Consider the following 20,280-nt stretch of genomic DNA (forward strand, 5'->3'; position numbering starts at 1 on the left):
GGAGTCGTAAATGGACTATCGCAAAATCATCAAAGAGATCGGGCGCGGGAAAAACCACGCACGCGATCTGGACCAGGATACGGCGCGCGGTCTGTATGCCCATATGCTCAATGGCGAAGTGCCTGACCTTGAGTTGGGTGGCATATTGATTGCACTGCGTATCAAAGGGGAAGGGGAAGCAGAGATGCTCGGCTTTTACGAAGCCATGCAAAATCACACCATCAAGCTGACGCCCCCCGTCGGCAAGCCGATGCCGATTGTCATCCCCAGTTACAACGGCGCGCGTAAACAGGCCAACCTGACGCCGTTGCTGGCGATTCTGCTGCATAAACTCGGTTTTCCGGTGGTCGTTCACGGCGTTAGTGAAGATCCGACTCGCGTGCTGACCGAAACCATTTTTCAACTGATGGGGATTGCGCCAACGCTACATGCCGGACAAGCACAGGCGAAGCTTGACGGGCACCAGCCGGTATTTATGCCCGTAGGCGCATTTTGCCCGCCGCTGGAAAAACAACTGGCGATGCGCTGGCGGATGGGCGTGCGTAACAGTGCGCATACCCTGGCGAAACTGGCGACACCGTTTGCCGAAGGTGAGGCACTGCGTCTTTCCAGCGTCTCGCATCCGGAATACATCGGGCGAGTCGCGAAGTTCTTTAGCGATATCGGCGGACGGGCGCTGTTAATGCACGGCACTGAAGGCGAAGTCTATGCTAATCCGCAACGCTGCCCGCAAATAAATCTTATTGACCGCGAAGGGATGCGGGTGCTGTATGAAAAACAGGACACTGCTGGCAACGAGCTACTGCCACAAGCAAAAGACCCGGAAACCACGGCGAAGTGGATTGAACGTTGCCTGGCTGGCAGCGAACCAATTCCCGAGTCACTGAACATCCAGATGGCTTGCTGTCTGGCGGCGGCGGGCGAAGTGGCAACCATTAGCGATGGTCTGGCGCGCATTAAGCAATCATTTTAATTTCTTCCTCAGCCGGATGATGACTGTCATCCGGTCTTTACTCCACTGCACCATGAAAGTGCAGCATCTTTATTGACCTTCCCGTGTGCGGCGCGCAGCATAAAAAACAACAGGCATATAACATAAACAGGAGTTAACCATGGAAAGTGGTCATCGCTTTCATGCCCGGACGCTGCACAACTTTGTTCTGACTGTGTTTCGTCAGATGGGTAGCGAGGAACAGGAAGCAAAATTAGTAGCAGATCATTTAATCGCAGCAAATCTGGCAGGTCATGATTCACATGGTATTGGCATGATCCCGAATTATGTGCGTTCCTGGCAGCAGGGCTATTTGCAGATCAACCATCACGCCAAAATTGTCAAAGATGCGGGAGCTGTAGTCACGCTTGATGGCGATCGCGCATGTGGTCAGGTAGCTGCATACGAGGCCATGACTCTGGGGATTGAAAAAGCACGTCACCACGGCATTGCTGCCGTGGCGCTGCGTAACTCACATCATATCGGGCGCATTGGTTATTGGGCGGAACAGTGCGCGGCGGCGGGGTTTGTCTCTATCCACTTTGTCAGTGTGGTAGGGAGCAAGGCTGTTGCGCCGTTCCGTGGTCGTGACAGTCGCTTTGGCACAAATCCGTTCTGCGTGGTCTTTCCCCGAAAAGATAATTTCCCGCTGTTGCTTGATTACGCCACCAGCACCATTGCGTTTGGTAAAGCGCGCGTGGCCTGGCATAAAGGCGTGCCCGTACCACCTGGTTGCCTGATCGACGTTAATGGCGTGCCAACGACCGATCCGGCAGTCATGCTGGAGTCACCGTTAGGAGCGTTGCTGGCCTTTGCTGAACATAAAGGTTACGCCCTGGCGGTGATGTGCGAAATTCTCGGTGGTGCACTTTCTGGCGGCAAAACCACTTATCAGGAAACATTGCAGCACAGCCCCGATGCCGGTTTTAACTGCATGACGAGCATTATCATTAACCCGGAGCTGTTCGGTGCGCCAGATTGTGCAGTGCAGTCCGAAGCCTTTGCCGAGTGGGTGAAAGCCTCGCCGCATGATGAAGATAAACCGATTTTGCTGCCGGGAGAGTGGGAAGTGAATATGCGCCGCGAACGGCAGGAGATGGGGATTCCATTGGATGCCGGAAGCTGGCAGGCAATTTGTGACGCCGCGCGGCAGATTGGTATATCAGAAGAGACGTTGCAGGCTTTCAGCCAGCAGTCAGCCAGCTAAAAAAAGCCCGTCCAGTGACGGACGGGCAAACAAGGGTAACATAGGATCAATGAGGGTTGGAGCACATGCGTCTGTCGGCAAACAGACAGGGAAATTCAGAACCTGATAGCTTCTTGCCGGATGCGGCGTAAACGCTTTATCCGGCCTGCGAATTACTTATAGATAACCGCTGTGCCGCTTAATTTATTGTTGTTGGTGGCGGATGTGATGCTGTATCCACTGGCGCCAGCCGCCGCCGCTTTTTCAGCCAGTTTCGCTTCCAGGGCATCGAGGGTGGATGCGCCATCGGCAGAAACTACGCCAATTTTATTCATGTTTTGTGCCTGGGATGCCGTGACCGGTTCCGCCGCGAACACGCCAAATGACAGAGTTGAAAGAGCCATAGCAGCAACAACAGTATTGATAGTTTTCATAATTAATCTCTCGCAGGTGATTTTTGTTTAAGTGACGTTGTTTCGTCGATGTGATGAGTATCACGTTTTTTTACGAGAGATAAAATCGAAGAGAATTGACCGCCTTGTTCAAATAAATTGATTGATATCTAACATGCTGATAATCAATTCATTTATCGCATGTATGAACCAATTTTGTAACACGTGGCAGTCACGGCTGCGTTAAAGGCACGGAATGCCACGAAAAATGAAAATCATACCATCTACATATCATGCCAGTTGCAGTTAACGTAACTGGCTGTCTTTCGAACCTCTGCGATTATATCCTGTATAATCTGGTTTTTGTAAATCTTTCTCCTGCTGACAGTGAATGCATAAGCGCACGCCAGGAATGGCTTCCCGACGAGCCTGCGGGATGGGAGCGCCGCACTCTTCACATTCATACAGGCTTTCGCCACGCGGAATTTCACCCCTGGCGCGGGCAATCGCATCTTCAATTGTACTGTTGATCTGTTCGTTGACGGCGTCATCGTTAGCCCAACCGGATGCCATATCGTCCTCCCCATATCAATACTTGTACAGTTAAGTGTAGCTAATCCAGGGATGAACCTGGGCAGCTCAAGCGTCAGATCTCCGACCATTCCCGCAGCAGATTATGATAGAGATTGAGTAGCGACAGGATCTCTTCTCCTTCGCCGTAGCGGCTTTTGAGTGACTGAATATTGTTGTCCAGCTCGAACAGCATGGCGCGCTTTTTATCGTCGCGGATCATTGATTGTATCCACATAAATGACGCCACCCGTACGCCGTGCGTTACGGGGGTTACACAGTGCAGGCTGCTGGAGGGATACAACACCAGATCGCCAGCCGGGAGTTTTACCCGATGTTGCCCGAAGGTGTCATTGACGACCAGTTCGCCGCCTTCGTAACTTTGTGGATCGCTCAAAAACAGCGTGGCGGAAAGATCGGTGCGCATCCAGCCGTTTTGCGGATGACTGCGTACCGCGCCATCCACATGAAAACCATAGGTTTCATTGTTCCGATAGCGATTAAACAGCGGCGTGGAAATGGTACGCGGCAAGGCAGCGGCAAAGAACAAAGCATGTTGGTTAACCGCGTTCAGCACTTCATTTTGTAATGCGGCATATAACGCGCTGTTGGTGTTTACCTGTTGATTATTCTTGACCTGCGCGCCTTGTGCACCGGTGGTGACGCGTCCATCAATCCATTCGGCTTGTTCCAGTTGTTCGCGAACGCGGGCGACGTCTTGTGGCGATAACACGCCGGGAATGTGGTACATCATATAAGTTCTCCAAAAAGTGGGGCTTTCACCCCACATCTGAATCAGAAATGCATATTGGCGGTGAGCAGGAAGGTTCTTGGCTCACCCGGGTGATAACGGTAACCGCTCTTGTTGATTGAGGCGACGTAATCGGTATCAAACAGGTTGTAGACGTTTAGCTGGAAGTCGAGATTGCGATTAACCCGATACCCCAGTTTGGCGTCGGCGACCCAGTAACCTTCGGTAAACGCTGGCGTTCCCACCGCGCCGTCTGAACCTTTATGCATACTGCCGATATAGCGTGCGCCCGCGCCAACAGAGATATCATCGGTTGCCTGATATTGGCTCCATAAGGTGAAGGCGTGTTCCGGGGTATACGGCAGCGATGAGGAACCGTCCTGGGCAACATCTTTGCCGTTTTTGATGGTTGCTTTTTGCTGGGTATAGCCGCCAATCACCTGCCACGCGGGAGTGATATTCCCGGCCACGGATATCTCATAGCCTTCGACGCGTTTCTTACCGTATTGCGAGTAAGTCCCGTCATCATTTTGCTCAACTTCATTTTCGATATCAGTACGGAACAGTGCGGCGGTGAGCAACAGGCGTTTATCCAGAACCTGCCATTTGGTGCCAATCTCGCTGGTGTTGGCTTTTTGCGGTTTAAAATCGGTGCGGCTGGCACTGTTACCGCTACCAGACTGCGCAAGGGCGAAATTACTGCCACCTGGTGGTTGTTGGGAAACGGCATAGTTCACGTAGACATTGCCATTGTCTGTCAGGTGATACAGCGCCCCGGCTTTCCAGTTCACCAGATTGCCAGACTTAGCGGTGTCGACAGTGGTGACTGGAGAACCGTATCCCACGCCGCTCGGGCAGGTGACGGCACCGCGACCACTGCCACCGCAGGCGGTAGCACTGTCGTATTCAGTATGATAATTGTCCAGCCGAATTCCGCCGTTCAGCTCAAAATCACGGGTGATTTGCAGCGTATCGAAGGCATAAATCGCGAAGGTATCTGTCTGACCGTTAGCATTGGCACCGTTGCGCGTCAGGCCACCGGGATGAATGCTGCTGTCAGGATGATAAATATTCACCGCCGGTAACGTCACCGGATTAACGCCGTAGTTGGTTTGCGTTTCGCGGGTAAATTCCACGCCGGTACTGATATCATGACCGATAGAGCCGGTATAGAACGTCGAGGTCAGGTTGGTCTGGTTGGTGAGAATTTTATTACTCACATCTTTGGTATTCGCAGTGCGTGACCACGTCCAGCTATTCACATCGCTGGTGGGCTGGGTAATATTCGACGCCCCCCCCATAATTGCCGTCATCAGGTAATCCTGCTTCACGCGCGACCAACGCGTAGTATTGCGAATAGTTGTGTTATCGCTGATGTCGTGCTCAAAACGCATGGTGGCAGTATCGGTGGTCGAATCGTCGTAATCGGAATCCGTACCATAAAAGTTATGCGTATCAACTTTTCCAGAATGATTCAGCGCCGCCGTACCCGCAGAAGGTGCGGAATAGCCCGGTAAACCAATGGTCGGAATGCCGCCGTCTGGCGTATTGTGCTGGGTAACGTGTAAATAGTTGAGATACAAACGATTCGACGTACCGAGACCAAATGCCACGGAAGGGGCGACGCCATAACGCTCATTTTTGACTTTATCGCGCCCGGCATCGTGCGTTTTTTCGCCCATCATATTCAGACGTACCGCTGTGGTATCGCCAATGACCTGATTAACGTCCAGCGTGCCGCGACGGAACCAGGCGCTACCAATACTGGCGGAGGCGTCAATACCTGAATCATTGCGCGGCTGTTTGCTGATCATATTGATCGAACCCGTCGGCGCGCTGCGCCCGTAGTCGGTGCCGGACGGGCCTTTAATCACTTCGACCTGTTCGGTATTGAAGGTGTCGCGCGAGACGCTGCCAATATCGCGAATACCATCAATATAAATGCTGTTAGAGGTATCGGCGCCGCGCATATAAATGGCGTCACCAGTGGTGGAGTTACCGTTCTCACCAGCAAAAAACGCACCCACGCCGGGGACGTTTTTAAGCGCGTCGGTAAGGTTGGTTGCGCCCTGATCTTTAATCACTTGTTCCGAAATCACCGTCATCGTGCGGGTTGTATCCGCTACCGGACGTGAGAATTTCGGATCGGCAGATTGTTGTGGTGCATAAAGCGAAGGCGTTGATGCTTCGACAACCAGCGTGTCATCCGCGTTAGTTTGCCCTTCGGCGGCGAGTGCCTGTGCCACAGGCGTGATACCGATACAAAGACCGGCAAAGAACGTGAGCGAATGAAATTGTCTGGCAGGGAAATTGCGATTGTTTTCCATTTTGCAGGTGACTTTTTCTTATATGTTAAAATTTTCACTGTCACGAGAAAGCATCTCTGCGGATGCGATGCCACTGTTAATCCCGTAAAAGCGATCGTGCAAGTGATAATAATTTTGATAAGCATTATCACTTGGCGCGATTTTCTATCACCCATTGCGCGAAAAAGAAATACATTTATTTACATTGTGTTCATATTTGATGTTTTTCGATTACAAAATGGACGAAAACTGCATCCAGAGGCGAATGCAGTTACGTTGGTGGGGTTATTTGTAGATGGTTGCAGTACCGAACATCTGGTCATTTCCGCCTGCGGAATTAATGACATAACCTTTCGCGCCTTGTTCGCGCGCTTTTTCTGCCAGTTTATCCTCCAGATCGCTTAGGTTAGATGCGCCGGTCGCCGAAACGGTTCCGGCTGGTCGTAGTTGACCGCTGTCCTGGTTACTCAGTGGCTGCGCGGCATAAGCCGTGAAGGTGATTCCGCTCAGGACGGTGGCAATCAGTAGTGCGAGGCACTTTTTCATAATGACATCCTCATAAATACAACGAGTAGTGCCTGATAAGTGTAGGTCTCCTGTGCGATGAAAATGACGCAAAAAATTGACAGAGATGTGCTTATTTTTTGAACAATATATTTTTACAAAACAAGACAAATCAATGACATGCAGCGTGCTGATTTTTATGATGAATTGATGAAAAATGCAGTCAGGTTAAGGTTTTGAAGCATGTTAAACGCAGCCAGATATTTACCCTGCTGCGTTATGCGGGTATCTTACGCCGCTGCTTAAAGGAGAATGCTATGTCCGCCCAGAAACCGGGGTTACACCCGCGCAATCGTCATCACAGTCGCTACGATCTCGCCACGCTTTGTCAGGTGAATCCTGAACTGGCGCAATTCCTTACGCTTACCCCTGCAGGTGAGCAAAGCGTTGACTTCGCCAATCCGCTGGCAGTGAAGGCGCTCAACAAGGCGCTGTTGGCACATTTTTATGCTGTGGCGAGCTGGGATATCCCTGACGGTTTTCTCTGCCCACCGGTGCCGGGTCGGGCAGATTATATTCACCATCTTGCTGATTTACTGGCTGAGGCAAGTGGAACAATTCCAGCCAATGCCAGCATTCTGGATATCGGTGTTGGTGCGAATTGTATTTATCCGCTGATTGGTGTGCATGAATATGGCTGGCGTTTTACTGGTACAGAAACTAACAGCCAGGCATTAAGCAGCGCGCAGGCGATCATCAGCGCCAATCCGGGTCTTAACCGCGCTATCCGCCTGCGTCGGCAAAAGGATACCGGCGCCATTTTTAACGGCATCATCCACAAAAACGAGCAATACGACGCAACCTTGTGCAACCCACCGTTCCATGACTCCGCAGCAGCAGCGCGTGCCGACAGCGAACGCAAACGGCGTAACCTGGGGCTGGACAGAGATAACGCGCTGAACTTTGGGGGTCAGCAACAGGAGTTGTGGTGTGAAGGTGGCGAAGTGGCCTTTATCAAAAAGATGATTGAAGAGAGTAAAGGCTTCGCGAAGCAGGTGATGTGGTTTACCTCGCTGGTATCTCGTGGCGAAAACTTACCGCCGTTGTATCGTGCTCTGACGGATGTTGGCGCGGTGAAAGTGGTCAAAAAAGAGATGGCCCAGGGGCAAAAACAGAGTCGCTTTATTGCCTGGACCTTTATGAACGACGAACAGCGCCGTCGTTTTGTCAATCGCCAGCGTTAAAGCGTAGGCTCCCCCGATGGCAGTGGTGCTACCGGGGGCGTTCCCGGCAGCACCTGATAAGTTTGTACCGGCGCACGAACACCCGCCAGGTCGAAATGTTTTTTCACCTGGCTGTCGAGGGCAAATCTCACCGTCCACTGTTTGAGCGGCAGCGTGGTAAATGAAACACGCAGCGTAAACGCGGTATTGCTTAAGCCGACAATACCGGCAAAGTTCGGTTCACCAATAATCAGCCCGCGAATTTCTTCATTTTCCATCACCGCCGCTACGGCATCCTTCAGCGCCTGATTGGCTTTATCGGCATCCTCATGCCGATCGACATCATAGTTTGCTACCACCGAACCAATGCCACGGACGAAGTTAGCAAAGGTGGTTATCGAAGACCACGGAATGATGTGATACGCACCGGTATCCTGACGCACGCCCACGGAGCGAATCGACATCCGTTCCACCGTGCCGGTCAACGGCCCGATGGTAACCAAATCTCCAGTGTTCATACCGTTTTCAAACTGAATGAACACGCCAGTAATAATATCTTTCACCAGCGTTTGCGAACCAAACGAGATAGCCAGACCTAATGCCCCGGCACCTGCCAGCAGCGGCGCGATATTGACGCCGATTTCCGACAACACAATCATGATGGTGATGGTACTGATAATCACCGCCAGCGCGTTGCGAAACAGTGTCAGCAGGGTACGCGTGCGGGCGCTAGGCAGCGGGCGACCGTGAATATCCGAAGCCAGCCGGTTTTCGATCAAACTGGCGAGCACCGTCCAGCCAACCGCCGAGAAGAAAAGGATGAGCGCGATACGGATCAGGATATCCACGGTTTTCTGCCCCGCGCCGTTTTGCAGCCAGTTCCAGAAATCGAACAGCCCCCAGGCGCTGAGCAGCAACATTACCGCCACGCACACCGTCAGAATACGCGCCGTTTTCAGTGCTGCTGATAGCCAGCCGTTCAGCCGTTTTTGCAGCTCCGGATAGTTGCGCTGAGTATGTGGCGAGAGAGTGATGGTTTTCGCCAGCCAGCGGGAAAACATACCGGAAACAAACGCTGCGATACCAATAATCGCCAGGCTGCGCACCGTTGCACCCATCATAAATTTCAGGCTGTTGCCCGGATCGAACAACGAAAAGAAAAACAGCACGATAAAATAGGCGCTTGCCAGCCAGTGCCACACCAGCGCAAAGGCGCGGATAAACAGGCTGAAAAAGGCCAGCGAATGCTCCGCAAAGTTGAGCAGATGCTGGGTAATCTCTTTTTTATTACGAAAGATCAGATACAGCGCCCAGACGGTCATGCACAGCATGATTATCACGTTTGCCAGCGCCCCGATTTGCACATTCACCTGATTAGAGATAATCGGCACTGCCACAATCAGTCCATAACCAATCAGACTGCTTAACCAGCTAAGACGGCGGCACCAGTAGCGGGCGCTTTCATCCTGAATATTGAACGGGCGCAGCTCTGCCACGTTCGGGCAGAAAATCAGGCGTAAAACAGCTTTGAAAAATTCAATCAGAGCGAAAGCATTGAGAAACAGGCTTTGTTGAAAAGCAATGGTTTTACTACCGGCGTTCAGATTGTCGCTTAATACCTGGCCGACAAATAATGTCATTGCCAGCAACAGCAAATCGATAATAAACGCGCCGATGATCATCGCCGGAAGCTGTAACCAGTTGCTGCGCTCACGGTTTTTTTGCCGCGCCCACTGACCCATTTTGCGATATAACGGCAGCGCGCACAGGCGAATCAGCCAGTAAAAACCAAACACTAAAACCGCTAGCATTGAAAAATGGGTCAGCGCGTTGTTGAAGGTTTGCGGGTTAAAGGGTTTATGCGGGGAGCCAGTGATATTGCGGTAAAGTTGCCCGAAGCGCGCGGAGAGGGCTTCGCCATAATGGCGGCTGATTTCAGTCACCTTTTGCAGCACGGTTTGCTCTTCAACCAGCGTCGGCGGCACGATTTTCGGTACGGGGTCTGCGGGGGGCGTGGCGGCAACGGTGCGTAGCTGGTCGATCAACTCTTTGCGCGAGGTGTCATTATCCAGCACATCCGCCAGTGCGCCATAGGCCGCTTTTTTTTGTTCGATATCCGGTTCCGGAGCCGGTTCGGAGGTTGAATCTGTTGTTGCTGTGGTTGTTACGCCGGGTATGGACACCGCGTGGGCAGGTGCGCCCAGCAGGCAGATGAGGATGAACAGAATCCACCGCATGACTCCTCCAGTGAGAAAACAGAGCAAAAAGATAAGTATAGATGCTGGGGGAGGAGCGATTTGAAATGAGAGGAATCTGGTGTTCCTCCCTTTCGGGGGAAAGGGAGGCTGAGAAGTTAAGAGACGTGCTGTAAAAATTCCTGCAAACGCTGGCTCGGCGGGTTCTTGATCAACACCTGAGGATCGCCATCTTCCGCAATCCGGCCTTTATCAATAAAGATCAGACGTGAAGCCACTTTCTCAGCAAAACCGATTTCGTGGGTCACAATCACCATCGTCATGCCTTCTTCTGCCAGATCCTGCATAACCTTCAGCACTTCATGGCGCAGTTCCGGGTCAAGAGCGGAAGTCGGTTCATCGAACAGCATCATTTTCGGTTTTACCGCCAGCGCACGGGCAATCGCCACACGCTGCTGCTGACCACCAGAAAGTTCGGAAGGGTAGTGATGCGCGCGTTCTGCCAGACCGACCTTCGCCAGCAGCTCACGTGCCAGTTTTTCCGCCTCTTCTTTGTTTGCGCCACGCACGCGTAGCGGACCAAACATCACGTTTTCCAGCGCCGTCAGGTGCGGGAAGAGGTAAAACTGCTGGAACACCATGCCCGCTTCCTGGCGAATCAGTCGCTCGTCAACTTTCGGATCGTTAACCTTCAGACCATCGACAATCAGATCGCCAGAGGTAATTTCTTCCAGTTTGTTGATGCAGCGCAGCAGGGTTGATTTACCGGAACCAGAAGGCCCGATAATCACCACCACTTCACCCTGGGCAATGTTCAAATCGATATTGTGCAGCACCTGGGTAGGGCCAAAATGCTTGGAGACGTTTTTAAATTCAATCACAGGATTTTCATCCTTCTTTCCAGACGACGCAGAATAAAGCTCAGCACCAGGGTAATAATCAGATAAAACACCGCCACGGCGCTCCAGATCTCAAGGGCGCGGAAGTTACCGGCAATAATTTCTTGCCCCTGACGGGTCAGCTCCGCCACGCCGATAACAATAAACAGCGAGGTGTCTTTAATGCTGATGATCCACTGGTTGCCCAGCGGCGGCAGCATACGGCGCAGTGCCAGAGGTAAAATGACGTAGCGAATGGTTTCCCAACGTGAAAGACCAAGTGCCAGCCCGGCTTCACGGAAACCTTTGTGGATTGACAGCACTGCACCACGCGTGATTTCCGCAATGTATGCGCCGGAGTTGATCATGATGGTGACCACCGCCGCAGTAAACGGGTCGATGCGTAAGTCGTTAAACGCCATCGGCAGGGCGAAGTAGATAAACATCACCTGGACGACGATAGGTGTGCCGCGAATCACTTCAATAAAGACTAACGCGACGTGGTTGGCTATCCAACCGCCAAAGGTGCGTGCAAAACCTGCCGCCAGTCCGATCACCAGGCCGCCAGCCAGACCGAGGATCGAAATCCACAGGGTCATTTTGGCGCCTTCAATCAGAAGCGGAATGGCAGGCCAGATGGCACTCCAGTCAAACTGCATATGTTGTTCCTGTTACCGTGGTGTAAATAATCAAATTCAGGGTAATTAATGGCCTGTGTCCCTCACCCTAACCCTCTCCCCAGAGGGGAGAGGGGACTGTCCGTGCGCTTTACAGGCGTAGTGTTATTATTTCGGTTCTGTACCGAACCATTTTTTGTAGATTTCGTTGTAAGTTCCGTTTTCGCGCAGGGTTTTCAACGCGCCGTTGACTTTATCACGCAGCTCGTCGCTACCTTTCGGGAAAGCAATACCGTATTGCTGTGCTTCCAGAGAGTCACCCACCGCTTTGAACTGGCCGTTACCGGCGGTTTTGATGAAGTAAAGAATGTTTGGTGTATCGTGCAGGACGGCGTCTGCGCGGTTAGTACCCAGTTCCATATAGGCGTTATCGATGTTCGGGAACTGTCGCAGATCTTTGGTTTTGATGTTCGTCTTCGCGTAATCAACGGAGCCAGTGCCGCTCTTCACAGCAACCACTTTACCGTCGAGATCTTTCACGCTTTTCACATCGTTGTTGTTCGCTTTCACCATCACTAACAGACCGCTTTTGTAGTAGCCGTCAGAGAAATCGATCGCTTTTTTACGCTCGTCGGTGATAGTTATGCCCGCCAGCGCCAGATCGACGTTTTTGGTTTGCAGCGCCGGAATGATACCGCTGAAATCCATCGGTTTCAGTTCGTAATCCAGCTTCAGTTCTTTGGCGATTGCCGCCCACAGATCGACATCAAAGCCCACGTATTTGTCGCCCTGTTTAAATTCAAACGGAACGAAAGCGGTATCTGTCGCGACAACTAATTTTTTATCTGCGGCATGGGAAGAAACCGCAAAAGCCAGGGTCAGTGCTGCCAGTGAAACTTTTAATACAGACTTCATAGCATTTCCTTTTTTCTATCCACGGGACGATCCCCTGCGTAACATTTACCTATATGAAAAAATCGTGCCAGTTTTGCAACTCGTTGATTTTTCGAGAGGCGATGAAAACGGATTGCACGATTTATGAGGCAACACCGTTAGATTGCACCATTATGGGGCGCCAAAGTGGTGCGCTAAAATAGTGCAGTCAACACAGTGATTATTTAGCGTAAATCCTGATGAAAAAACAATCTTTATGTAACGATTGTGTGATGATGTTGATACAAAAAGTTTACTTTGTCAGGCTGGAAGGGCGGTTGGATGCACTAAAAAAGTGCGTAGAGACTGGGCATCAAAAAAAACGGCCCCCTTTCAGGAAGCCGCTTTTATTGTTTGTTAACGTTTTGAACCATCAGCGGTGGTGTTATTCGATGTTAGATTCGATAAACCACAGGAATTTATCCAGGTCGCGGGAGGCGGCGGTCAGGATATCTGCAGTATCATCATCTTTTGCTTCACCGATGGCTTTACGTACATCATTGGCGACAATTGCATAACGATCCGCCAGCTCTTTCAGGTGATCCTGAACGTTGTGGATGTCCAGTGGGTAGCTTTTCAGCGGTGTTTTGCTATTGATAACTTGAGTGGTGCCAAGGGCAACGCCGCCCAGTTGTACCGCACGTTCAGCCATGGTATCCAGATGATCGATCAGAGCGGTACGGAAGCCATCCAGCATTTCATGTACGGCAATGAAGTTAGCGCCGCGCATATTCCAGTGTGCCTGTTTGGTAATCAACGAAAGATCAATAAACTGGATAACCTGACGATTCAGCAACTCTACTGTCGCTTTTTTCTCGCTGTCAGAGACATCGTTGCGGGTATAAAGCAGATTGGTCGCTTTTGATTTAACTAATTTAGCGGTACTCATAATTTCATATCCTCTTGATGTTATGTCCCAGTAATTAACGAGACTAAGTATAGCACCGGCTATGTGTTCCGCTATTCTGGCTGTTCCTATCACACTAATAGTGGTAACAAGCGTGAAAGATAAAACCACTGAAAATACAGAAGCTTATATATTCCAATAAGAACGATTCTTATTTATTTGTCCACCAGGAATTTTCGGAATAAATATGCTTTTGTATAGTCAGATATATAAGGATGTGGCAGGTGAAAATTAGCGAAATATTCTGCATGGTTATGCATAACCATGCAGAATTGTAAATTTAATTAATATCTATTTCTTCTATTTTGCTCTCTTTGCGTGCTGTCAGCGTGGAGCCCATTGAAGCTGCGATGATAGCGCCGAGCGCCAGAATCTGTATTGGCGTCAGCATCTCACCGAGGAAAATCATCCCGGAAATGGCGGCCAGTGCCGGTTCCATGCTCATCAGCGTACCAAATGTCCGCGTCGGCAAACGGGTGAGGGCAATCATCTCCAGCGAGTAGGGCAGAGCGGTCGAGAGAATTGCGACAGCTAAACCTAATGGAACAACCGACCAATGCCAGAGAGCCTCTCCAGCCTGTAACGCGCCGATTGGCACGAAAATTAATGCCGCAATCAGCGAACCGATCGCCACCGTCGCAGGGCCGTGTTCAGCACCGGCACGTTGCCCACTTAATATGTAGATAGCCCAGCAAGCACCGGCACCGAGCGCCAGCGCACAGCCAGTTAAATCGACATGGGAAACATCTTGCCCCAGCGGCAGCAGGAACCACAGACCGAGTACTGCCAGCAAAACCCAAACGAAATCTACCGGGCGACGAGAGGAGAACAGCGCCACCGCCAGTGGCCCGGTGAACTCCAGCGCAACTGCAATTCCCAGAGGTACAGTCTGAATAGAGAGATAAAAGAGATAGTTCATCCCACCCAGAGATACACCGTAAAACAACAGCGGTAACCGTTGTTCTCTGGCAAAACGCAGCCGCCACGGTTTAAAGAAAGCGACAAGAATCAATGTTCCCAGCGCAAGGCGCAGTGCAGTCACTCCAGGCGCGCCAACCAGTGGAAAAAGTGATTTTGCTAATGAAGCCCCACCCTGAATAGACGCCATGGCAACGAGCAATATGACTATTGGTAACCAGACCGGCATTTTACGTAATGACCCTGGCATCTTTTCTCCCATAAATTTGTATAGCAAGGTAAAGCGTGGAGTGTACTGGATGTACCAGTGGCTGGTTGAGCATTTGTTGAAAAATTTTTCCCCATTTTGGCTAAAATGCGCCAGGATTGATGGATTCATCAGTTTGCTGATTAAGAATAATCTGGATGAGAGAGTGTGAATATATGCGTAATACTTACGCTGTTCACAGAAAAAGTGATTTAAATTTAGATGGATAGCGGTGAATGGAAACGTTCTGTTACACGAAATGGCCCGTTAGACATCACAAATCGCGAAGAGTTTCCCATTAATTTTTGATATATTTAAAACTTAGGACTTATTTGAATCACATTTGAGGTGGTTATGAAAAAAATTGCATGTCTTTCAGCACTGGCCGCAGTTCTGGCTTTCACCGCAGGTACTTCCGTAGCTGCTACTTCTACCGTAACTGGTGGTTATGCACAGAGCGACGCTCAGGGCAAAATGAACAAAATGGGCGGTTTCAACCTGAAATACCGCTATGAAGAAGACAACAGCCCGCTGGGTGTGATCGGTTCTTTCACTTACACCGAGAAAAGCCGCACTGCAAGCTCTGGTGACTACAACAAAACCCAGTACTACGGCATCACTGCTGGTCCGGCTTACCGCATTAACGACTGGGCAAGCATCTACGGTGTAGTGGGTGTGGGCTATGGTAAATTCCAGACCACTGAATACCCGATCTACAAACACGACACCAGCGACTACGGCTTCTCCTACGGCGCGGGTCTGCAGTTCAACCCAATCGAAAACGTTGCTCTGGACTTCTCTTACGAGCAGAGCCGTATTCGTAACGTTGACGTAGGCACCTGGATTGCCGGTGTTGGTTACCGCTTCTAATCACTTCGGTGATATAAAAAATCCGCCTCTCGGGGCGGATTTTTTTATCTTAAGATTTGGGATCGAATATATCGGTTCCGAGATGGTTGTAATCCACCTTCTGTAACTGGAAGTTAGTGATATATATCGGCCCGGCTTTCTTCTCAGAGATAAACGGGTAATTGATGTTGATCTCCTTCGCTTTAATCCCTGTCCATTGAGAGAAAAAACCTAAGAAGTCATTGGCTGAACGGCGGGCTTTAATTATCCGGTGCGCTTTATCGTCGCTGGAAATGACCATAAAAGGCACCTGGAAATTTTGCTGATATTTATCGTCATGAGCCAGATATTGCACTTCTTTACCGCGTTCTTTAAAGGCCAGACCGTGGTCAGAAAAGTAAACCAGCGAGAAACTGCTACCGCTGTTGCGTAACTGGTCATAGAGTTTGCGCAGTAAATCGTCCGTTTGCGTCATGGTGTAGAGATAGCACGACGTCTCTTTCGATTGCACAAAGGTTTCGTATTTGCCTTGTGTCCGGTCGCAGGCCTGCGGATGTGAGCCCATCAGATGCAAAACAATCAGTTGCGGTTGCGAGTGTTCTTGCGCCAGCACCTGAGCGGTCATGTCCAGTAACGCTTCGTCTTTGGTGTTCTTATCTGCTTCAAAATTACCTTCTTTCAGGAAGTGCACTTCATCTGCACGTTTAGCAATGCTGGCGATGGCGGTATCGTACTCACCAATTTGTCCCTGATTGGAAAACCACCAGGTCTGAAAACCTGCGCGGTTGGCAAGGGTGACAAAGTTATCCTGAAATTGTGGCTTGCCATCGACGACGCGGTTAAGCGTTAAGCCAAGCGATTTTTGCGTGGAGCCGCTGGCGGCAATGTAGTCAGCGAAGATCAGACCGTTAACGCTGCTGGCAAACGGGGTGTTGTTCCAGTGACCGCCAAAGGCACCGAGAGCGTCGCGACGTGCGCTTTCACCGATCACCACCACATAGGTCTGATATTTCGGTTTAACTGCAGTAACCGTCCAGGTATCTTTCATCCCGGAAAGTTTTGCCATCCGCTCTTGCTCTTCAATCACCTCGTTATTGTTGACGATGACATCCTTAGCGAAACGAAATACCGGATAGCCAGTATCCTTCAATTTAAATACGCCGCCCCAGGCCAGGTTTTGCGCGGGGGCAACAAAAAAAGTCGCCACGCTGAATACCAGACACAGGCTGTCGAATTTACTCCAGCGCGTTTTTTCACTCTCTTTTTTTCGCCGGACAGCTATCACGCCGAGCGCAAAAATAAATAAGCCGATCAGGTAGCTGTACCACGGAAAAATCGTCAGGATTTCGGTCGACTCTTCCATATTGGTGGAGTGCAGGGCCAGCAAGGTATTGAAATTAGGCGCGCCGTAGGCCTGAGCAAAAGGGAAATAACAGGCTGCCACTAACGAACTGACGCCGACCAAGACTTTTTGCACGCGAGGCAATGTCCGCCATAGCAAAAGCAAAATAGCCGTAAACGCGGCGGTGTAGAGAAAACTGAAGGGATAGCCTAAGCCGAGATTAATTAATAGCGACTGTAAAAAGTAGAACGCAGTCCACGGGCTAAATACCCGGCTACGGGTAACAAGCGATTCTTTGAGGGTTAAATTCATATGCCACTATCGTAACAAACGCCATGTGCTTACCCTGGCGTCAAGGGTCAATACCTGCAAGAGTGCGTGAAGAGGGGAAAAGGGTCCGCATCCGCGAGCCGCAATATACGCAGGGCTGCAAGAAGATAGAGCGAGCCGCCGTTCAGGTCAACTACTGACGAACAAATCTTTTGCGAAGGGGATTAAAAATCCGACAAAAAATGGGGGTTTTCAGGCAGAAACTATTTATGCCTGCAATAAAGCACGAGTGAAGCGGCGTACCGCGACGCCGCTATTTATCGGAAGGTTTATCTTGCTGCGGTTTATTGTTGACCATATCGCACAACATAGAGAGCAACATTAACCGTACTTTAAAGGGAGAATGACTAAACACGCGCATACACCTCTTGAACTCATTCATAAGACCTCCTGACTTGCTAATCCCGTCGATCCATGAGGGATGATTGCATTACATACAGATATAGCACAGGCTATATTATATAGCTATTGCTAAAACGTTAATTTTTTGTGCCTTCGCAACTCTGGTTTACAATGTGCGCACGAAATGAGAACGCTATATGTGTGTCACCATAATGAGGAAGCACAATGAGTCGTCGCGCAGGTACGCCAACAGCAAAAAAAGTGACGCAGTTAGTGAACGTGGAAGAACACGTTGAAGGGTTTCGCCAGGTCAGAGAAGCGCATCGCCGCGAACTTATTGACGATTATGTTGAGCTGATTTCTGACCTGATAAGAGAAGTGGGGGAAGCCCGTCAGGTGGACATGGCTGCTCGTCTGGGCGTTTCGCAACCGACGGTGGCTAAAATGCTTAAGCGGCTGGCAACCATGGGACTGATTGAAATGATCCCGTGGCGTGGCGTGTTTTTAACGGCGGAAGGGGAGAAGCTGGCGCAGGAAAGCCGCGAGCGCCATCAGATAGTCGAAAATTTCTTGCTGGTGTTGGGCGTCAGCCCGGAAATTGCCCGTCGTGACGCGGAGGGTATGGAACACCATGTGAGTGAAGAGACGCTGGACGCCTTTCGTTTGTTTACCCAGAAACACGGTGCCAAATGAGCCTGCCTTTTTTACGCACGCTGCAAGGCGATCGCTTTTTTCAGTTATTAATTCTCGTTGGTATCGGATTAAGTTTTTTTGTTCCCTTTGCGCCGAAATCCTGGCCTGCTGCTATCGACTGGCACACCATCATTACCTTAAGTGGCCTGATGCTGCTGACCAAGGGTGTTGAATTAAGCGGTTATTTTGATGTGCTGGGGCGCAAAATGGTGCGCCGCTTTGCTACGGAGCGTCGGCTGGCGATGTTTATGGTGCTGGCGGCGGCGCTGCTTTCTACCTTTCTGACCAACGATGTCGCGCTGTTTATTGTTGTTCCGCTGACTATCACGCTAAAAAGACTGTGTGAGATCCCGGTTAATCGGCTGATTATTTTTGAGGCGCTGGCAGTCAACGCTGGTTCTCTACTGACGCCGATTGGTAATCCGCAAAATATCCTTATCTGGGGACGTTCGGGTCTTTCGTTTGCCGGTTTTATTGCACAGATGGCACCGCTGGCTGGTGCGATGATGCTGACATTGCTGCTGCTGTGCTGGTGTTGTTTTCCTGGAAAGGCGCTGCAATATCATACGGGGACGCAAACGCCGGAGTGGAAACCACGGCTGGTGTGGAGTTGTCTGGGGCTGTATATCGTCTTCCTTACGGCGCTGGAGTTGAAACAAGAGCTGTGGGGGCTGGTGATTGTGGCGGCGGGCTTTGCGCTGCTGGCACGTCGCGTGGTGCTCAGTGTGGACTGGACGTTGCTGCTGGTGTTTATGGCGATGTTTATTGACGTCCATTTACTGACCCAGCTTCCGGCGTTGCAAGGCGTGTTGAGTAACGTGAGTCATTTATCCGAACCCGGATTATGGTTAACGGCGATTGGTTTATCGCAGGTGATCAGTAACGTGCCGAGTACTATTTTGCTGCTGAACTATGTGCCGCCGTCGTTGCTGCTGGCATGGGCGGTTAACGTAGGTGGTTTTGGCTTGTTACCGGGATCGCTGGCAAATTTGATTGCGCTACGGATGGCGAACGATCGTCGTATCTGGTGGCGTTTCCATCTTTATTCGATACCAATGCTGTTGTGGGCGGCGCTGGTAGGATACGTTTTGTTAGTTATGCTCCCGGCAGTGTAAGAGCTGGCAAATAAAAAGGCGGATTATGAGTCCGCCTTGTGCTTTAAGTTTTGAAGATTAATTCAGACGAACCGGCATCCCGGAACGGTTTTGAATAGCCTGATCCAGAACAGCCTGGTCAACATCTGGCTGACCGGTCACTGTCTGCACGCTCTTGGTTAGCGTAATCGGCACAATTTCCTGACCTTCAAACTGAGCTTCGGTCGTAGACAGCGGATTATGGACTTCAATATAACGGCTGCCGTCCGGCTCGGTGGTGGCTTTTACCGGCTCATCAATAAACTGTACGCGAGTACCGACCGGCACTTTCTCGAACAGGAATTTGATGTCTTCGTTACGCAGGCGCACACAACCGTGGCTTACGCGCAGACCGATACCAAAGTTGGCGTTGGTGCCGTGGATAGCGTACAGGCGACCGATATACAGTGCATACAGTCCCATCGGGTTATCCGGGCCAGCCGGAACGACAGCCGGAAGCGGTTCGCCCGCAGCGCGGTATTCTGCATGCATTTTGGCGGTCGGCGTCCAGGTCGGGCCTGCTTTCTTACGCTCTACTTTGGTGGTCCAGTTGATAGGTGTGTCTTTACCTAACTGACCAATGCCGATCGGCAGTACGATAACGGTGTTAGTCCCTTTCGGATAGTAATACAGACGCATCTCTGCGCTGTTAATCACAATGCCTTCATGAACAGTGTCCGGCAGGATCAGTTGCTGCGGGATGTTCAGTACGGTGCCGCCTTTCGGCAGGAAGGTATCCACACCAGGGTTCGCTTCCATCATATTGGAAAGCCCCATCTGATACTCCGCCGCAAAGTACTCCAGCGGCTGAGTGTTACCTTCAGGGATAGTGATCACCTGATTTTGACCAACCAGGCGACTCCCGTCGGTTGGCAGAGGATAAGTTACCGCTGAAGCGGTACTGCAAAAGCCGACAACAGCGAAGGCCGCTGCGAATAACGTTTTCAATTTCATATTCATGTTAAGCGAGATT

At 50.7% G+C, this 20,280-nt stretch carries 21 protein-coding genes; 7 read left to right on the top strand and 14 right to left on the bottom strand.

Annotated elements, in window-relative coordinates; translation table 11 throughout:
• The first annotated feature begins 10 nt into the window (after positions 1 to 10).
• Both ybiB and HEM79_RS11080 read left to right on the top strand, forming a co-directional pair.
• Positions 11 to 973 carry a DNA-binding protein YbiB gene (gene ybiB, locus HEM79_RS11075; RefSeq protein WP_176242777.1) on the top strand — a complete coding sequence of 321 codons (963 nt, stop codon included), beginning with the start codon at positions 11 to 13 and terminating at the stop codon, positions 971 to 973.
• Between the two features lie 139 nt (positions 974 to 1,112).
• Positions 1,113 to 2,198: a malate/lactate/ureidoglycolate dehydrogenase gene (locus HEM79_RS11080; RefSeq protein ID WP_176242779.1), complete on the top strand. Its 1,086-nt coding sequence runs from the start codon at positions 1,113 to 1,115 to the stop codon at positions 2,196 to 2,198.
• 152 nt (positions 2,199 to 2,350) lie between these two features.
• Here the strand turns inward: HEM79_RS11080 and ybiJ are convergent, their stop codons facing one another.
• The 5 genes from ybiJ to mcbA all read right to left on the bottom strand — a co-directional run bounded on the left by ybiJ (position 2,351) and on the right by mcbA (position 6,742).
• Positions 2,351 to 2,611, bottom strand: a complete 261-nt coding sequence (gene ybiJ / locus HEM79_RS11085; protein ID WP_000849301.1) for a DUF1471 family protein YbiJ — start codon at positions 2,609 to 2,611, stop codon at positions 2,351 to 2,353.
• Positions 2,612 to 2,875: 264 nt separating this feature from the next.
• Positions 2,876 to 3,142 (bottom strand): C4-type zinc finger protein YbiI, encoded by a 267-nt coding sequence (gene ybiI, locus HEM79_RS11090; protein WP_000146361.1) that lies wholly within the window; start codon positions 3,140 to 3,142, stop codon positions 2,876 to 2,878.
• Positions 3,143 to 3,215: 73 nt separating this feature from the next.
• On the bottom strand, positions 3,216 to 3,893 hold the full coding sequence (gene ybiX / locus HEM79_RS11095) for a PKHD-type hydroxylase YbiX (protein WP_176242780.1): 678 nt from the start codon (positions 3,891 to 3,893) through the stop codon (positions 3,216 to 3,218).
• A gap of 41 nt (positions 3,894 to 3,934) precedes the next feature.
• Positions 3,935 to 6,217, bottom strand: coding sequence for a catecholate siderophore receptor Fiu (locus tag HEM79_RS11100; protein ID WP_176242783.1), 2,283 nt, complete (start codon positions 6,215 to 6,217; stop codon positions 3,935 to 3,937).
• Between the two features lie 264 nt (positions 6,218 to 6,481).
• Positions 6,482 to 6,742: a DUF1471 family periplasmic protein McbA gene (gene mcbA / locus HEM79_RS11105; RefSeq protein ID WP_010347475.1), complete on the bottom strand. Its 261-nt coding sequence runs from the start codon at positions 6,740 to 6,742 to the stop codon at positions 6,482 to 6,484.
• 275 nt (positions 6,743 to 7,017) lie between these two features.
• On the opposite strand from mcbA, the gene rlmF reads away from it, so the two are divergent.
• Complete coding sequence (gene rlmF / locus HEM79_RS11110; protein WP_176242785.1) at positions 7,018 to 7,944, top strand: 23S rRNA (adenine(1618)-N(6))-methyltransferase RlmF; 927 nt, start codon at positions 7,018 to 7,020, stop codon at positions 7,942 to 7,944.
• Here rlmF and ybiO read toward each other — a convergent pair.
• The 6 genes from ybiO to rhtA all read right to left on the bottom strand — a co-directional run bounded on the left by ybiO (position 7,941) and on the right by rhtA (position 14,621).
• Positions 7,941 to 10,160, bottom strand: a complete 2,220-nt coding sequence (gene ybiO, locus HEM79_RS11115) for a mechanosensitive channel protein (protein WP_176242787.1) — start codon at positions 10,158 to 10,160, stop codon at positions 7,941 to 7,943. The genes rlmF and ybiO overlap by 4 nt on opposite strands.
• A gap of 116 nt (positions 10,161 to 10,276) precedes the next feature.
• Positions 10,277 to 10,999: a glutamine ABC transporter ATP-binding protein GlnQ gene (glnQ, locus tag HEM79_RS11120; protein WP_000569080.1), complete on the bottom strand. Its 723-nt coding sequence runs from the start codon at positions 10,997 to 10,999 to the stop codon at positions 10,277 to 10,279.
• Positions 10,996 to 11,655 (bottom strand): glutamine ABC transporter permease GlnP, encoded by a 660-nt coding sequence (glnP, locus tag HEM79_RS11125; protein ID WP_001159053.1) that lies wholly within the window; start codon positions 11,653 to 11,655, stop codon positions 10,996 to 10,998. The genes glnQ and glnP overlap by 4 nt, the downstream gene beginning before the upstream one ends.
• Positions 11,656 to 11,781: 126 nt before the next feature.
• Positions 11,782 to 12,528, bottom strand: a complete 747-nt coding sequence (glnH, locus tag HEM79_RS11130; RefSeq protein ID WP_000843874.1) for a glutamine ABC transporter substrate-binding protein GlnH — start codon at positions 12,526 to 12,528, stop codon at positions 11,782 to 11,784.
• 403 nt (positions 12,529 to 12,931) lie between these two features.
• Positions 12,932 to 13,435: a DNA starvation/stationary phase protection protein Dps gene (gene dps, locus HEM79_RS11135; protein WP_000100800.1), complete on the bottom strand. Its 504-nt coding sequence runs from the start codon at positions 13,433 to 13,435 to the stop codon at positions 12,932 to 12,934.
• 298 nt (positions 13,436 to 13,733) lie between these two features.
• Positions 13,734 to 14,621, bottom strand: a complete 888-nt coding sequence (gene rhtA, locus HEM79_RS11140; protein ID WP_010351217.1) for a threonine/homoserine exporter RhtA — start codon at positions 14,619 to 14,621, stop codon at positions 13,734 to 13,736.
• Positions 14,622 to 14,854: 233 nt separating this feature from the next.
• Between rhtA and HEM79_RS11145 the strand changes: the two genes are divergently transcribed.
• Both HEM79_RS11145 and ompX read left to right on the top strand, forming a co-directional pair.
• Positions 14,855 to 14,920, top strand: a complete 66-nt coding sequence (locus HEM79_RS11145) for a hypothetical protein (protein WP_123056750.1) — start codon at positions 14,855 to 14,857, stop codon at positions 14,918 to 14,920.
• A 52-nt stretch (positions 14,921 to 14,972) separates the two neighbouring features.
• Complete coding sequence (gene ompX, locus HEM79_RS11150; RefSeq protein WP_010351215.1) at positions 14,973 to 15,488, top strand: outer membrane protein OmpX; 516 nt, start codon at positions 14,973 to 14,975, stop codon at positions 15,486 to 15,488.
• Between the two features lie 49 nt (positions 15,489 to 15,537).
• Here the strand turns inward: ompX and opgE are convergent, their stop codons facing one another.
• Both opgE and mntS read right to left on the bottom strand, forming a co-directional pair.
• Positions 15,538 to 17,121, bottom strand: coding sequence for a phosphoethanolamine transferase (gene opgE, locus HEM79_RS11155; RefSeq protein WP_176242789.1), 1,584 nt, complete (start codon positions 17,119 to 17,121; stop codon positions 15,538 to 15,540).
• A gap of 271 nt (positions 17,122 to 17,392) precedes the next feature.
• A complete protein-coding gene (gene mntS, locus HEM79_RS11160; RefSeq protein ID WP_001001761.1) occupies positions 17,393 to 17,521 on the bottom strand; it encodes a manganase accumulation protein MntS in 129 nt (42 codons plus the stop codon).
• A gap of 185 nt (positions 17,522 to 17,706) precedes the next feature.
• Between mntS and mntR the strand changes: the two genes are divergently transcribed.
• Positions 17,707 to 18,174, top strand: a complete 468-nt coding sequence (mntR, locus tag HEM79_RS11165; RefSeq protein WP_000091016.1) for a manganese-binding transcriptional regulator MntR — start codon at positions 17,707 to 17,709, stop codon at positions 18,172 to 18,174.
• Positions 18,171 to 19,289 (top strand): anion transporter, encoded by a 1,119-nt coding sequence (locus tag HEM79_RS11170; protein ID WP_000056428.1) that lies wholly within the window; start codon positions 18,171 to 18,173, stop codon positions 19,287 to 19,289. The genes mntR and HEM79_RS11170 overlap by 4 nt, the downstream gene beginning before the upstream one ends.
• 57 nt (positions 19,290 to 19,346) lie before the next feature.
• Here HEM79_RS11170 and ldtB read toward each other — a convergent pair whose 3' ends face one another.
• Positions 19,347 to 20,267, bottom strand: coding sequence for a L,D-transpeptidase (gene ldtB / locus HEM79_RS11175; protein WP_001056379.1), 921 nt, complete (start codon positions 20,265 to 20,267; stop codon positions 19,347 to 19,349).
• Positions 20,268 to 20,280: the final 13 nt, after the last annotated feature.

This window comes from Escherichia sp. 93.0816 (assembly GCF_013368855.2).
Taxonomy (GTDB): domain Bacteria; phylum Pseudomonadota; class Gammaproteobacteria; order Enterobacterales; family Enterobacteriaceae; genus Escherichia; species Escherichia ruysiae.

Excerpts from the sequence above, each read along its gene's own strand:
- ybiX (WP_176242780.1), bottom strand. The coding sequence starts at position 3,893 with ATGATGTACCACATTCCCGGCGTGTTATCGCCACAAGACGTCGCCCGC.
- opgE (WP_176242789.1), bottom strand. The coding sequence starts at position 17,121 with ATGAATTTAACCCTCAAAGAATCGCTTGTTACCCGTAGCCGGGTATTT.
- mntS (WP_001001761.1), bottom strand. The coding sequence starts at position 17,521 with ATGAATGAGTTCAAGAGGTGTATGCGCGTGTTTAGTCATTCTCCCTTT.
- ybiI (WP_000146361.1), bottom strand. The coding sequence starts at position 3,142 with ATGGCATCCGGTTGGGCTAACGATGACGCCGTCAACGAACAGATCAAC.
- glnH (WP_000843874.1), bottom strand. The coding sequence starts at position 12,528 with ATGAAGTCTGTATTAAAAGTTTCACTGGCAGCACTGACCCTGGCTTTT.
- rhtA (WP_010351217.1), bottom strand. The coding sequence starts at position 14,621 with ATGCCAGGGTCATTACGTAAAATGCCGGTCTGGTTACCAATAGTCATA.
- mntR (WP_000091016.1), top strand. The coding sequence starts at position 17,707 with ATGAGTCGTCGCGCAGGTACGCCAACAGCAAAAAAAGTGACGCAGTTA.
- HEM79_RS11170 (WP_000056428.1), top strand. The coding sequence starts at position 18,171 with ATGAGCCTGCCTTTTTTACGCACGCTGCAAGGCGATCGCTTTTTTCAG.
- rlmF (WP_176242785.1), top strand. The coding sequence starts at position 7,018 with ATGTCCGCCCAGAAACCGGGGTTACACCCGCGCAATCGTCATCACAGT.
- ldtB (WP_001056379.1), bottom strand. The coding sequence starts at position 20,267 with ATGAATATGAAATTGAAAACGTTATTCGCAGCGGCCTTCGCTGTTGTC.
- HEM79_RS11100 (WP_176242783.1), bottom strand. The coding sequence starts at position 6,217 with ATGGAAAACAATCGCAATTTCCCTGCCAGACAATTTCATTCGCTCACG.
- mcbA (WP_010347475.1), bottom strand. The coding sequence starts at position 6,742 with ATGAAAAAGTGCCTCGCACTACTGATTGCCACCGTCCTGAGCGGAATC.
- glnP (WP_001159053.1), bottom strand. The coding sequence starts at position 11,655 with ATGCAGTTTGACTGGAGTGCCATCTGGCCTGCCATTCCGCTTCTGATT.
- HEM79_RS11080 (WP_176242779.1), top strand. The coding sequence starts at position 1,113 with ATGGAAAGTGGTCATCGCTTTCATGCCCGGACGCTGCACAACTTTGTT.
- ybiJ (WP_000849301.1), bottom strand. The coding sequence starts at position 2,611 with ATGAAAACTATCAATACTGTTGTTGCTGCTATGGCTCTTTCAACTCTG.
- ompX (WP_010351215.1), top strand. The coding sequence starts at position 14,973 with ATGAAAAAAATTGCATGTCTTTCAGCACTGGCCGCAGTTCTGGCTTTC.
- ybiO (WP_176242787.1), bottom strand. The coding sequence starts at position 10,160 with ATGCGGTGGATTCTGTTCATCCTCATCTGCCTGCTGGGCGCACCTGCC.
- ybiB (WP_176242777.1), top strand. The coding sequence starts at position 11 with ATGGACTATCGCAAAATCATCAAAGAGATCGGGCGCGGGAAAAACCAC.
- dps (WP_000100800.1), bottom strand. The coding sequence starts at position 13,435 with ATGAGTACCGCTAAATTAGTTAAATCAAAAGCGACCAATCTGCTTTAT.